The sequence below is a fragment of the Modestobacter versicolor genome, assembly GCF_041028285.1.
GTDB classification, from domain to species: Bacteria; Actinomycetota; Actinomycetes; order Mycobacteriales; family Geodermatophilaceae; genus Modestobacter; species Modestobacter versicolor_A.
Genome location: NZ_JABGDB010000003.1, coordinates 627,091 through 640,598 on the forward strand (window position 1 = coordinate 627,091; position 13,508 = coordinate 640,598).

General features: G+C 75.4%; 9 protein-coding genes. 7 read left to right on the plus strand and 2 right to left on the minus strand.

Translation table 11 applies throughout. The features are described from left to right. Positions 1-49: 49 nt before the first annotated feature. From HL054_RS14405 to meaB, 5 genes are read left to right on the plus strand one after another with little or no spacing between them, the layout of a single operon-like run. A complete protein-coding gene (locus HL054_RS14405; RefSeq protein WP_369139680.1) occupies positions 50-1,204 on the plus strand; it encodes a glutamate--cysteine ligase in 1,155 nt (384 codons plus the stop codon). Beyond that, positions 1,201-2,448 (plus strand): amidohydrolase, encoded by a 1,248-nt coding sequence (locus HL054_RS14410; protein WP_369139681.1) that lies wholly within the window; start codon positions 1,201-1,203, stop codon positions 2,446-2,448. Before HL054_RS14405 ends, HL054_RS14410 begins: the two co-directional genes overlap by 4 nt. 37 nt (positions 2,449-2,485) lie before the next feature. Then, positions 2,486-4,369 (plus strand): methylmalonyl-CoA mutase subunit beta, encoded by a 1,884-nt coding sequence (locus tag HL054_RS14415; RefSeq protein WP_369139682.1) that lies wholly within the window; start codon positions 2,486-2,488, stop codon positions 4,367-4,369. Next, positions 4,366-6,567 carry a methylmalonyl-CoA mutase gene (gene scpA / locus HL054_RS14420; RefSeq protein WP_369139683.1) on the plus strand — a complete coding sequence of 734 codons (2,202 nt, stop codon included), beginning with the start codon at positions 4,366-4,368 and terminating at the stop codon, positions 6,565-6,567. The genes HL054_RS14415 and scpA overlap by 4 nt, the downstream gene beginning before the upstream one ends. Continuing rightward, positions 6,567-7,559 carry a methylmalonyl Co-A mutase-associated GTPase MeaB gene (meaB, locus tag HL054_RS14425; RefSeq protein WP_369139684.1) on the plus strand — a complete coding sequence of 331 codons (993 nt, stop codon included), beginning with the start codon at positions 6,567-6,569 and terminating at the stop codon, positions 7,557-7,559. Before scpA ends, meaB begins: the two co-directional genes overlap by 1 nt. A gap of 9 nt (positions 7,560-7,568) precedes the next feature. Here meaB and HL054_RS14430 read toward each other — a convergent pair whose 3' ends face one another. Continuing rightward, the gene (locus HL054_RS14430; RefSeq protein WP_369139685.1) at positions 7,569-8,999 is read right to left on the minus strand and encodes an acyltransferase family protein; all 1,431 of its coding nucleotides are present in this window, start codon (positions 8,997-8,999) and stop codon (positions 7,569-7,571) included. 201 nt (positions 9,000-9,200) lie between these two features. Here HL054_RS14430 and HL054_RS14435 point away from each other — a divergent pair, with 201 nt between their 5' ends. After that, on the plus strand, positions 9,201-10,610 hold the full coding sequence (locus HL054_RS14435; protein ID WP_369139686.1) for an NAD(P)H-quinone dehydrogenase: 1,410 nt from the start codon (positions 9,201-9,203) through the stop codon (positions 10,608-10,610). A 120-nt stretch (positions 10,611-10,730) separates the two neighbouring features. Beyond that, entirely contained in the window at positions 10,731-12,980 is a 2,250-nt protein-coding gene (locus HL054_RS14440) for a M12 family metallo-peptidase (RefSeq protein ID WP_369139687.1), read from the plus strand. 47 nt (positions 12,981-13,027) lie between these two features. Here the strand turns inward: HL054_RS14440 and HL054_RS14445 are convergent. Then, on the minus strand, positions 13,028-13,508 hold a 481-nt coding region (locus HL054_RS14445), incomplete at its 5' end, for a biotin/lipoyl-containing protein (protein WP_369139688.1).

Genomic DNA, 13,508 nt, shown 5'->3' on the forward strand with positions numbered 1-13,508 from the left:
GCAGGTCATCGACCGGCGGGTGGCCGCCGGGGCTGCCTAGACTCGCGGGGTGAGAATCGACTTCCACTCCTCCGAACGCGCCAGCCTCGGCGTCGAGTGGGAGCTCCAGCTCGTCGACCTGCAGACCCGGGAGCTCACCTCCGGGGCCACCGAGATCCTGGCCGAGCTCACCCCGGCCGGGCTGGACGAGCACCCCAAGGCCAAGCACGAGCTGCTGCAGTCGACGATCGAGATCATCACCGGCGTCTGCAGCACCGTCGCGGAGGCCAAGGCCGACCTGGCGGGCACCCTCGACGAGGTGGTGGCCGCCGCGGCGCGCCGCGGGCTCGGCGTGATGTGCGCCGGCAGCCACCCCTTCACCCGGTGGGACTCCCAGGAGATCTCGCCGAAGGAGCGCTACGCCCAGCTGGTCGAGCGGATGCAGTGGCTGGCCCGGCGGCTGCAGATCTTCGGCGTGCACGTGCACGTCGGCGTCCGCGCGCCGGAGAAGGCGATCCCGATCGTCAACGCGCTGGCGCAGTACCTGCCGCACTTCCTCGCGCTCTCCGCGTCGTCCCCGTTCTGGGCCGGCTGCGACACCGGGCTGGCGTCGGCCCGCACCAAGGTGTTCGAGGGCATGCCCACCGGCGGGCTGCCGCACCAGCTCGCCGACTGGGCCGAGTTCGAGGAGTACATGGAGACCCTCATCCGGGCCGGCGCGATCGAGAGCGTCCGCGAGGTGTGGTGGGACGTCCGGCCGCACCCGGACTTCGGCACCGTCGAGCTGCGGGTGTGCGACGGGCTGCCCAGCCTCGACGAGATCGGCGTGGTCGCCGCCCTCGCCCAGTGCCTGGTCGAGCAGTTCGACGGCCAGCTGGACAAGGGCTACACGCTGCCCACCCCGGCCGAGTGGGTGCTCCGGGAGAACAAGTGGCGCGCCGTCCGCTACGGGCTGGACGCCGACATCGTCGTCGACGAGAAGGGCACCGTCCGCCCGGTCCGCGAGGCGATCGCCGAGCTGGTCGAGGAGCTGATGCCGGTCGCCAAGCGGCTGGGCTGCGAGTCCGAGCTCGCCGACGCCCACCGGCTGCTCGCCGCCGGCGCGTCCTACCAGCGGCAGCGGGCCGTGGCGGCCGCGCACGACGGCGACCTCCGGCCGGTGGTCGACAGCCTGCTCGCCGAGCTGCGCGACGGCCTGCCGGAGCCGACGGCGGACCGCCCGTGAGCGGGGACGCCGGACAGCCGGCCACCGTCCCGGCCGAGGACCACCGCGGGCAGGCGGTGGACGCCTGGTCGCGGGCCCACCACGACGAGCTGGTCGCCGTCCGCCGGCACCTGCACGCCCACCCCGAGCTGGGCTTCGTCGAGCACGAGACCACCGCCTTCCTGGAGCAGCGGCTGACCGCGGCCGGGCTCGCGCCGCGGCGGCTGAAGTCCGGCACCGGGCTGGTCTGCGACGTCGGCGGCGACGTCGACGGGCCGGTCGTCGTGCTCCGCGCCGACATCGACGCGCTGCCGCTCACCGACCTCAAGGACGTCTCCTACGCCTCCACCCGGGACGGGCTGTGCCACGCCTGCGGGCACGACGTGCACACCACGGTGCTGCTCGGCGTCGCGCTGGCGCTGGCCTCGCTGGAGCACCTGCCCGGCACCGTGCGGTGCGTGTTCCAGCCCGCCGAGGAGCAGGTGCCCGGCGGCGGCCTGGAGGTCGTCGACGAGGGCGTGCTCGCCGGCGCCACCCGCGCCTTCGCGCTGCACTGCGACCCGTCGCTGCAGGTCGGCCGGGTCGGCCTGCGCACCGGCTCGATCACCGCCGCCTGCGACCGGGTCGAGGTCACCCTCACCGGGCCCGGTGGTCACACCGCGCGCCCGCAGCTCACCGTCGACCTGGTGCACGCCCTGGGCCTGGTCGTCACCGAGGTGCCCGGCCTGCTGTCCCGGCTGGTCGACCCGCGCTCCAGCCTGTCGCTGGTGTGGGGCGCGGTCAGCGCCGGGGTCGCGGCCAACACGATCCCGGAGACCGGCCAGCTGCGCGGCACGCTGCGGGTGCTGGACCGGTCGGTGTGGAACGAGGCGGAGGACCTGGTCCGCCGGCTGGTGACCGAGGTGGCCCGGACCGCGGGCGCCGCGGTGTCCATCGAGTACGTCCGCGGGGTGCCACCGGTGGTCAACGACCCGCGCAGCGTCGCGCTGCTGCGCTCGGCGGCGCTGGAGACCGTGGGCAGCGAGGGCGTCGCGCTCTCCCCGCAGAGCATGGGCGGGGAGGACTTCGGCTGGTTCGCCGAGGTGCTGCCGATCGCGCTGGCCCGGCTCGGCACGCACGGCGCGGGGGAGCCGCTGGACCTGCACCGCGGCACCTTCGACGTCGACGAACAGGCGATCGGGGTCGGCGTGCGGCTGATGGCGCGCACCGCGCTGCACGCGCTGGCGGCGGACGCGGCCGTACCCGCCGGTAGCGTGCCGCGGTAGACGCGCTGCACAGGCACCGAGAGGCGGGGACCCGACGATGAGCTCCACCGGCCACCAGACCGCGGCACCGGGGGACGCGCCCCCGGCCGAGCCGGCGGCGCCCGAGGTCCTCGAGCTCGCCGGCGAGTTCCCGGCGGCGAGCCGCGCCCAGTGGCGGGACCTGGTCGCCGGGGTGCTGCGCAAGGCCGGCCGGGACGACCTGCCCGACCCGGTGGAGGACGCGCTGCGGGTGCCGGTGGCGACCGGCGTCAGCGTGGCCCCGCTCTACACCGCCGAGGACGCCGGCGACCTGGCCGGGCTGGCCGGCGTCCCGGGCCTGCCGCCGTTCACCCGCGGCTCCCGGGCGGGCGCGGCCGGGGTGACGGCGGCCGGTGGCGCCGACGAGCAGGTGCCCGGTGGCTGGGACGTGCGCCAGCGGCACGCCGACCCCGACGTGGCGCTGACCCGCGAGGCGATCGCGGCGGACCTGGAGAACGGCGTCTCCTCGCTGTGGCTGGCGCTCGGCGAGGGCGCGGTGCCGGTGGACTCGCTGGGCGAGGTGCTCGCCGACGTCCTGCTGGACCTGGCGCCGCTGACGCTGTCCGGCGGGGTCCCGGCGGCCGAGGCGTTCCTGGCCCTGGTCGAGGGCCGCACCGACCTGGCGCCGGGGGGCTGCCTGGGGCTGGACCCGCTCGGGGTGCAGGCCGCGACCGGGCAGCCGCAGGACCTCGACGGGCTGGCCGACCTGGCCCGGCGGACGCCCGCCGGCTGGCGCACCGTGGTCGTCGACGGGACGGTCTTCGCCGACGCCGGGGCGTCCGCGGTGGAGGAGCTGGGCTGCGCGGTCGCCGCAGGCGTGGCGTACCTGCGGGCGCTGACCGAGCAGGGCCTGGGCGTGGACGAGGCGTTCGGCCGGCTGGAGTTCCGGTTCTCCGCGAGCGCAGACCAGTTCACGACGATCGCCGCGCTGCGGGCGGCCCGCCGGCTGTGGGACCGGGTGGGCGAGGCCAGCGGGGCATCCCCGGCTGCTCGGGCGATGCGGCAGCACGCGGTCACCTCCTCGGTGATGACCACCCGGCACGACCCGTGGGTCAACATGCTGCGGACGACGGTGGCCTGCTTCGCCGCCGGCGTCGGCGGCGCTGACGTGGTCACCGTGCAGCCCTTCGACGCAGCGCTCGGCCTGCCGGACGCCTTCGCCCGCCGGATCGCCCGCAACACCCAGAGCCTGCTGGTGGAGGAGGGGCACCTGGCGCGGGTGCTCGACCCCGCGGGCGGCTCCTGGTACGTCGAGTCGCTGACCGAGGACCTGGCCCGGGCGGCGTGGGACTGGTTCACCGAGGTCGAGCGGGCCGGTGGCCTGGCCGCGGCGCTCTCCGGTGGCCTGGTCGGCGAGCGGATCGGCGCCGCCTGGGCCGACCGCGGGCAGCGGCTGGCCACCCGCGCCGACGCGCTCACCGGGGTCAGCGAGTTCGCCAACCCGGCCGAGGTGCTGCCGGTCCGCCGGCCCGCCGCGCCGCCGCCGTCCGGGGGGCTGCCGCGGGTGCGGGCGGCCGAGGCCTTCGAGGACCTGCGCGACGCGGTCGAGGCCGTCGACCCCCGCCCGCGGGTGTACCTGGCCACCCTCGGGCCGGTCGCCCGGCACACCGCGCGGGCGGCCTTCGCGGCCAACCTCTTCGCCGCCGGCGGCCTGGGGACCCCGGCCGGGGACGGCGCGGGCGACCTGGCGGGGGCGACCGTGGCCTGCATCTGCGGCACCGATGCCGACTACGCCGCCGCCGCCGACCTGGCCGCCGAGCTGCGGTCGGCCGGCGCGACCCAGGTGTGGCTGGCCGGTCCGCCGTCCCTGGGGGTGGACGGCGTCGACGGGTACGTGTACGCCGGGTGTGACGCGCTCGCGGTGCTCCGCAGCGCGCTCGAGCAGCTGGGAGTGCAGGCATGATCCCCGACTTCGGGAACCTGGAGCTGGGCCGGCCGTCGACGGCGGCGACCGCCGAGGAGTGGGCGCAGGCGTACGAGGCGGCGACCGGGCGGAGCGTGGCGGAGGCGACCTGGGAGACGCCGGAGGGGATCGCCGTCCCGCCGCTGGCCACCCCGGCGGACCTGGCCGGCGTGGACTTCCTGGAGACCTTCCCGGGCATCGCGCCCTATCTGCGCGGCCCGTATCCGACGATGTACACCACCCAGCCGTGGACGGTGCGGCAGTACGCCGGGTTCTCCACCGCGGCGGAGTCCAACGCGTTCTACCGGCGGAACCTGGCGGCTGGGCAGAAGGGCCTGTCGGTCGCGTTCGACCTGCCCACCCACCGGGGCTATGACTCCGACCACCCGCGGGTGCCGGGGGATGTGGGGATGGCGGGGGTGGCGATCGACTCGATCCTGGACATGCGGCAGCTGTTCGACGGCATCCCGCTGGACCGGATGAGCGTGTCGATGACGATGAACGGCGCCGTGCTGCCGGTGCTGGCGCTGTTCGTGGTCGCCGCCGAGGAGCAGGGCGTGGGCCCGGACCAGCTCACCGGGACGATCCAGAACGACATCCTCAAGGAGTTCATGGTCCGCAACACCTACATCTACCCGCCCGGGCCCTCGATGCAGATCATCAGCGACATCTTCAGCTTCACCTCTCAGCGGATGCCGCGGTTCAACTCGATCTCCATCTCCGGCTACCACATCCAGGAGGCCGGGGCGACGGCGGACCTGGAGCTGGCCTACACCCTGGCCGACGGGGTGGAGTACCTGCAGGCGGGCAAGGCAGCGGGGCTGGACGTGGACGTGTTCGCCCCGCGGTTGTCCTTCTTCTGGGCGATCGGGATGAACTTCTTCATGGAGGTCGCCAAGCTCCGCGCCGGGCGGCTGCTGTGGGCGAAGCTGGTGCGCGAGGCCGGGGCGCAGAAGGACAAGTCGATGTCGCTGCGCACCCACTGCCAGACCTCGGGCTGGTCGCTGACCGCGCAGGACGTCTACAACAACGTGGTCCGCACCTGCCTGGAGGCGATGGCCGCCACCCAGGGGCACACCCAGTCGCTGCACACCAACGCCCTGGACGAGGCCCTCGCGCTGCCGACGGACTTCTCCGCCCGGATCGCCCGCAACACCCAGCTGCTGCTCCAGCAGGAGTCCGGGACGACGCGGGTCATCGACCCGTGGGGCGGCTCGGCGTACGTGGAGCGCCTGACCTACGACCTGGCCCGCCGCGCCTGGGCGCACATCGCCGAGGTCAAGGCGCACGGCGGCATGGCCCAGGCCATCGACGACGGCATCCCCAAGCTGCGGATCGAGGAGGCCGCCGCCCGCACCCAGGCGCGGATCGATTCGGGCAGGCAGCCGGTGATCGGGGTGAACAAGTACCGGGTGGCCACCGACGAGGCCGTCGACGTGCTGCGGGTGGACAACGCCGACGTGCTCGCGCAGCAGAAGGCCAAGCTCGCCCAGCTGCGCGCCAGCCGCGACCCGCGCGCCGTCGAGGACACCCTGTCCCGACTCACCGACGCTGCGCGGGCCGCGGCCGAGGGACGCCGGGGGAGCGACCTGGACTCGAACCTGCTGAAGCTGGCGGTCGACGCGGCCCGGGCGAAGGCCACGGTGGGGGAGATCTCCGACGCGCTGGAGGCGGTGTACGGGCGGCACGCCGGTCAGGTGCGCACCATCTCCGGTGTGTACCGCGACGAGGCAGGCAAGGACGGTGCGGTGGCCGCGACCCGCGAGCTGGCCGCGGCGTTCGCCGAGGCCGAGGGGCGCCGGCCGCGGATCCTGGTGGCCAAGATGGGCCAGGACGGCCACGACCGCGGCCAGAAGGTCATCGCCACCGCCTTCGCCGACCTCGGCTTCGACGTCGACGTCGGCCCGCTGTTCCAGACACCGGAAGAGGTCGCCCGCCAAGCCGTCGAGGCCGACGTGCACGTCGTCGGCGTCTCCTCCCTCGCCGCCGGACACCTCACCCTGGTGCCGGCACTGCGCGACGCGCTCGCCGCGCTCGGCGCCGACGACATCCTCGTGGTGGTCGGCGGGGTCATCCCACCCGACGACGTGCCGCTGCTGCAGGAGATGGGCGCGGCCGCGGTCTTCCCACCCGGCACCGTCATCTCCCAGGCCGCCCAAGACCTGCTGCGCACCCTCGCCCAGCGACTCGGCCACTGATGGCGGTACCGGACGTCGCCGGGCTGGCCGACGGGGTGCTGGCCGGCGAGCGGCGGGCGGTGGCGCGCGCGATCACGCTGGTCGAGTCCCGCCGGGCCGACCACCGCGAGGCGGCGCAGGAGCTGCTCGTCGAGCTGCTGCCGCACGCCGGCGGTGCCCGCCGGGTCGGCATCAGCGGGGTGCCCGGGGTGGGCAAGTCGACGTTCATCGACAGCCTCGGGACGACGCTGACGGCCGCCGGCTCCCGGGTGGCGGTGCTCGCGGTCGACCCGTCGTCGGCGCGCTCGGGCGGCTCGATCCTCGGCGACAAGACCCGGATGGCCCGGCTGGCCGTCGACGACCGCGCGTTCATCCGGCCCGCGCCCACCGCCGGCACGCTGGGCGGGGTGGCGCAGGCGACCCGGGAGTCGATGGTCGTGGTCGAGGCGGCGGGCCACGACGTCGTCCTGGTGGAGACCGTCGGCGTCGGGCAGTCCGAGGTGACCGTCGCGGAGATGGTCGACTCGTTCCTGTTCCTCACCCTCGCCCGCACCGGCGACCAGCTGCAGGGCATCAAGCGCGGCATCCTGGAGATCGCCGACGTCATCGCGGTGAACAAGGCCGACGGCCCCGGCGAGGTCGACGCACGCCGGGCGGCCCGGGAGCTCGCCGGGGCGATCCGGATGCTGCGCGGCCGCGGCGACCCGTGGGAGGTGCCGGTGCTCACCTGCGCCGGGCTGACCGGTCAGGGGCTGGACGAGGTGTGGGCGCAGCTGGTCGAGCACCAGGAGCGGATGCGGGCCTCGGGGGAGCTCGCCGAGCGTCGCCGGGCCCAGCAAGTCCGGTGGTTCTGGCAGCTGGTCCGGGACGGGCTGGAGCACCAGCTCCGGGACCACCCCGGGGTGCGGGCGGCGGTGCCGGAGCTGGAGACCGCGGTGCTGGCGGGGGAGCTCACCCCCGCGCTGGCCGCCCGCCGGGTGCTGGACACCTTCCTCGGCACCACCGGGGGCTGAGCCCGCCGGTCAGCGCGGGACCAGGGTCCGCGCGGTCTCGGTGCTGTCGGCCGGTGCCTCGTGCCGCCCGGACCGGGCGGGGCGGGGGAGGCCGCCGTACTCCTTGAGCAGCGCGGCCGCGCGGGCGCTGGCAACCACCTGGTCGACCGGCACGGCGGGGCGGCCGGCCGGCGGCTGGGCCGCCCGCGGGCGGGGCACCTGGACGGCGGCCATGGTGACCGTCGCCGGGCCGGCGGCCGGCACGGGGAGGACCGTCGCGGCGGGTGCGGCGGCGGCCGCGTCGCGGCGCGGTGCCGGACGGGGGGCGGGGCGCGGGTCGAGCACCCGGCGGACCCACGGGCGGGCGGGGCGCTCGATCCCGATGTGCAGGCCGACGGCGAGCCCGAGGGCCAGCGCCAGCCCGGCGAACCGGACGACGAGCTGCGGCCCCAGCCCCTCCTGCGCGGGCACGGCCACCCCGATCATGTGCACCGCGGTGACGTGCACGAGGTAGAAGGCGAAGGAGACCTCACCCAGGAAGACCATCGGCCGCAGACCGAGGAAGCGTGCCATCGGGTGCCGGGGGGCGAGTGCCAGGCCGAGGACGAGCGCCGCCGCCGGCAGGGCGTACAGCGCGTCCCACGACCAGACGCTCCAGGACGTCCCCGGCAGGGCCGCGGTCGCCACGGTGAACACGACAGCCGTGACCGCCAGCCAGGCGCCGGCGCGCTGGGCGGCCAGGCTGTCGCGCACGCGCAGGTAGACGAACGCCGCCAGGATGCCGATCAGGAAGTCGCCCACCCGCACCAGCGGGGTGCGGTACAGCCAGCGGTGCGCCGACGTGGGGTCGGAGGCCGGAAGCGCGCCCAGGCCCTGGTGCTGGAACCACCAGGCCAGCAGCACCAGGACGGCGGCGGTGGCGAGCAGCGCCAGCACGATGGTCGCCAGCCGGCCGGTGACCAGCCGCACGACGGGCAGCAGCACCGGCAGGGTCAGGTAGAGGAACAGCTCCACGCTGATCGACCAGGCCGGGCCGACGAACGCGAAGGTGACGTCCATGTCCGGGCTCCAGGCCTGCAGCCCCAGCGTGTGCACGGCCACCACCCGGCCGGACACCGGGCCGGTCGCCCACTCGGTGGCGACCGTCCAGCCGAGGATGGCCAGGTAGACCGGGTAGATGCGGGCCAGCCGGGCGACCAGGTACGACCAGACCGCTCGGGGCGTCCGCAGGCCCTCGGCGTAGTTGATGGTCAGCACGAAGCCCGACAGCACGAAGAAGAAGGTGACGCCGACGTAGCCGGTCGACATGAGCCGCACCAGCCACTCCGGGGTGCCCGCCGGCGCTCCGACGTGCGACGCCCAGACCGCGAGCGCGGCGACCAGGCGCATGCCGGTGAGGGCGTTCAGGTGCCGCTGCGCGGCGCCGTCCGTCGTCCGGGCGGCAGCGGCGCTCGTGGTCACGGGGGGAAGGTGGCACGTGGACGGACCCGTCCTGGTCACCCGGCGCGCGACGCGGGGGCCACAGCGCCGGGTGGTGTCACCGGGGTGCGTGTGACGGCGGCCGGGGTCGCCGGCCCCGTCCGCGCCGGTGTGCTCGCTGCCGACCGAGAACAGGGACAATGGCGGTGCACCCGTCGGACCAGCACTGGAGAAGCAGACACCATGACCCGCATCGTGATCATCGGCGGTGGCCCGGCCGGCTACGAGGCCGCGCTCGTCGCCGCACAGCTCGGTGCGGACGTCACCGTGATCGAGCGGGACGGCATCGGGGGCGCCAGCGTCCTCACCGACTGCGTCCCGTCGAAGACCTTCATCGCCTCGGCCGGGGCGATGACCTCGGTCCGCGACTCCGCCGCGCTGGGCCTGCGGGGCACCGACCCCGCAGGGGTCTGCCTCGACCTGGCCGCCGTCAACGAGCGGATCAAGGCGCTGGCCGTGGCGCAGTCGGCGGACATCCACGCCCGGCTGGAGTCCGAGGGCGTGACGCTGGTCGCCGGGTCCGCCCGGCTCTCCGACGAGATGCGCGGCCTGGCCGCCCACCGGGTCCAGGTGCTCGACGCCGACGGGGTGGTGGCCCAGGAGCTCGAGGGCGACGTCGTCCTGATCGCCACCGGCGCCGACCCCCGCGTGCTGCCCGGCGCCGAGCCGGACGGCGAGCGGATCCTGTCCTGGCGCGACGTCTACGACCTGCAGGAGATGCCCGAGCACCTCGTCGTCGTCGGCTCCGGGGTCACCGGCGCCGAGTTCGCCTCCGGCTACCTGGAGGCCGGCGTGCCGGTCACCCTGGTCTCCTCGCGGGACCAGGTGCTGCCCGGTGAGGACGCCGACGCCGCCGCCGTGGTGGAGGAGGTCTTCCAGTCCCGCGGCGGGCGGATCGCCGAGCGCGGCCGGGCGGCGACCGTCGTCCGCACCGAGAAGGGCGTCCGGGTCGAGCTGACCGACGGCCGCGTCGTCGAGGGCTCGCACGCGCTGATGACGGTGGGCACCGTGCCGAACACCGACGGGCTGAACCTGGAGGCCTGCGGGATCGAGGTCACCGGGGCCGGCCACATCGTCGTCGACCGGGTCTCCCGCACCACCGTGCCCGGCATCTACGCCGCCGGCGACGTCACCGGGGTCTTCCAGCTGGCCTCGGTCGCGGCGATGCAGGGCCGGATCGCCATGTGGCACGCCCTCGGCGAGGCCGTCGCGCCGATCCGGCTCAAGACGGTGTCGGCGAACGTCTTCACCCACCCGGAGATCGCCACGGTCGGGGTGCAGGAGAAGTCGCTCACCGAGGACGCCGACGTGGAGGTCGTGCGGCTGCCGCTGGCCACCAACGCCCGGGCCAAGATGGGCGACCTGCAGGACGGGTTCGTCAAGCTGTACGCCCGCCGCTCGACCGACGTCGTCATCGGCGGTGTGGTCGTGGCACCCGGCGCGTCCGAGCTCATCCTGCCCATCGCGCTGGCGGTGACCAAGGGCCTCACCGCCGGCGACCTGGCGCAGACCTTCGCCATCTACCCGTCGCTGTCGGGCTCGATCACCGAGGCCGGCCGGCGGCTGATGGGGATCGAGGACGAGCACAGCTGAGCGTGGTCGGTGTGACCGGCGGGACGAGCGGGACGACACGCGACCGCTGAGGCGCACCGTCCTCGGGCTCCGACCGGGCAGCGCCGATGGTGGGCGGGTTGCCTGCCCCAGGAGTCTGAGTTGCGTCTCGTCCGTCGGTCCTCGACGTCCGCGGTGGCCGTCGTGGCCGCCGTCCTCGCCACCTTCGCGCTGCCGTCGCCGGCTCGGGCGGAGGACCTGCCGGACCCCGGCGACACCGTGGTCGGCCAGCTGGTGCGCGCCTACGCCGAGCCCGGGCCGGCCGAGCCAGGCGCGGCCGGGCCCCACGCCGAGGAGCACGGTGAGGGGCACGACGACGGACTGCTGACCTGGGTGCAGCCGGCGTCCGGTGACGCCGTCCGGGTCGACACCGAGGCGCTGGACCACGTGCCGGTGGGCGCGACCGTGTCGGTGACCGTGGGCGAGGCCGGCCCGGACGAGGCCTCGGCCGAGGGGCTGGAGGAGGCGCTGGACGTCGTCGACGCCGACGTCGTCGCCCGGCTCGCGACCGAGCGCATCCCCACCGCCCAGGCCGACGCCCCGGCCAACCACCTGGTCACCATCGTCATGCTGCAGCCGGCCGGTGCGGCCCGGGACGCCACGACGCTGGCCCAGGTGCAGAACGTCGTCTCCACCTCGGTGGCGACCTTCTGGCGGGACCAGACCGGCGGGCGGGTGCGGATCGGCCTGGCCCCGACCGCCGTCGACTGGTTCCAGGGCACCTCCACGTGCCAGAACCCCAACGCGCTCTGGGCGGAGGCCGCGGCCAAGGCCGGCTGGACCTACGCCCCGGGGCGGCACCTGCTCGTCTACGTCCCCTACGGCGCCCCCGGCTGCGCCTACGGCCTCGGTGAGGTGCGGCAGAACGTCGACTCCGGCGGCCAGGTCTACGTGACGGCGGCCGCGACCTCGGTGATCGCCCACGAGCTCGGGCACAACTTCGGGCTCAACCACTCCTCCGCGCTGCAGTGCGGTGGTGCGGTGGAAGGCGCCGGCAGTTCCTGCCAGGTGTCGTCCTACCGCGACTACTACGACGTCATGGGCATCTCCTGGAGCGAGATCGGCTCGCTGAGCGCCCTGCAGGCCGCGCAGCTCGGCGTCCTGCCGTCGACCGCGCAGGCCACGGTCACGCCCACCAGCGGGTCGGGCACCTTCACGCTCTCGCCGTCGTCCGGCGCCACCGGCACCCGCGGGCTGAAGCTGCAGACCGCGAGCGGTGCCGTCTACTGGGTCGAGTACCGCTCGCCGACCGGCCAGGACGGCTGGCTCGGCGACCCCGGACGCAACTGGGTCGGCCTGCAGTCCGGGGTGCTGGTCCGCCGGGTCAACCCCGGTTCCGGGGACTCCTCGCTGCTGCTCGACCCGACGCCCTCGGCGGCGTCCAGCTGGGCCACCGACGTCCGGACGGCGCTGCCGGTCGGCGTCCCCGTCCCGATCGCCGGCGGCGCCTTCCAGCTCACCGTGCAGTCGGTCGCCGGTGGGGCCGCCCAGGTCACGGTGGGCATGGTCGGCGGCGACGCCGCCTGCGCCACCCGCAGCACCCCGTCGTCCGGGGTCGCGCTGGTCGACACCGCGGGCGCGGCCGGCGCCCTCGTCGTCGGCCTCGACCGCGGGCTGTGGCTCCGGCCGCTGGACGGCAGCTCCACGAGCTGGACGTCCCTCGGCGGCGGCGTGCTGTACGGCCCGGCCGCGGCCACCGCGGGCACCACCGCCTACGCCTTCGTGGTCGGGACGGACGGCACCCTCTTCTACCGAGCCCGCACCGGCTCGGGTTCCTGGGCGCCCTGGACCAACCTGGGCGGCTACCTGACGGCCAGCCCGGCCGCCGCCTCGCTCGGTCCCGACCACGTCCGGGTGTTCGGCCGGGGCAGCGACGGCTCGCTGTGGAGCCGGGAGCTCGTCGGTGGCACCTGGCAGAACTGGGTCGGCCACGGCGGGTACCTGACGGCGCCGCCCACGGCCACCGCGTCGACGGCGAGCGGCACGGTCGTGGTCGCGGTGCGCGGCACCGACGGGTACACCTACCAGCAGTCGCTGCCCAAGGGCAGCGGGGCGGGCACCTACGTCCGGCGCGACGTCGTCGCCTGCTCCGCGCTGGCGTTGAGCCCGGTCTCCACCGCGGCGGACGTCGCCACGGCCGCCTACCTCGACAGCGCCGGCACACCCCGGCTGCTGGACGCCGCGGGCCGGTCGCAGGCGCTGACCGGGGCGTTCACCAGCAACCCGGCGGTGCAGTTCCCGTCCGGCGGGTTCGCCCTGGTCGGCCGCGGCATGGACAACGCGCTGTGGTTCTACGACGGCCGCTCGGGTGGCGCCGGCGGCTGGGTCTCGCTCGGCGGGTACGTGCTCTGAGGTCGCGCTGACCCGGGTCCGCGGTGCGGGCCCAGGTCAGCGGCGGGTCACTCCGCGGCGTCGGCGATGGTGCAGAGGACGGCGCCGCTGGTGACGCTGGCGCCCACCTCGGCGGTCAGCCCAGTGACGGTGCCGGCCTTGTGCGCGGTGATGGGCTGTTCCATCTTCATCGCCTCGAGGACGACGACCAGGTCACCGGCGGCGACGGTCGCGCCGTCGGAGACCGCGACCTTGACGATGGTGCCCTGCATGGGCGCGGTCAGGCTGTCGCCGGACGCGGCGGACCCGCCGTGCCCGCCACCGCGCTTGCGGGGCTTGGCGCCCGCCGTGGCCGGTGCCGGACCGCCGGCGGCCAGCCCGGCGGGCAGGGACACCTCGAGCCGGCGGCCGCCGACCTCGACCACGACGGTCTGCCGCGGCTCGGGCTCGTCGGTCTCGGCGGCGGGCCCGTGGGGTGGGACCTGGTTGTCCCACTCGGTCTCGATCCAGCGGGTGTGCACGGTGAACGGCTCGGCGGTGAAGGCCGGG

Coding starts and splice junctions, on each gene's coding strand:
- HL054_RS14415 (WP_369139682.1), top strand. CDS start 2,486: ATGAGCTCCACCGGCCACCAGACCGCGGCACCGGGGGACGCGCCCCCG.
- meaB (WP_369139684.1), top strand. CDS start 6,567: ATGGCGGTACCGGACGTCGCCGGGCTGGCCGACGGGGTGCTGGCCGGC.
- scpA (WP_369139683.1), top strand. CDS start 4,366: ATGATCCCCGACTTCGGGAACCTGGAGCTGGGCCGGCCGTCGACGGCG.
- HL054_RS14435 (WP_369139686.1), top strand. CDS start 9,201: ATGACCCGCATCGTGATCATCGGCGGTGGCCCGGCCGGCTACGAGGCC.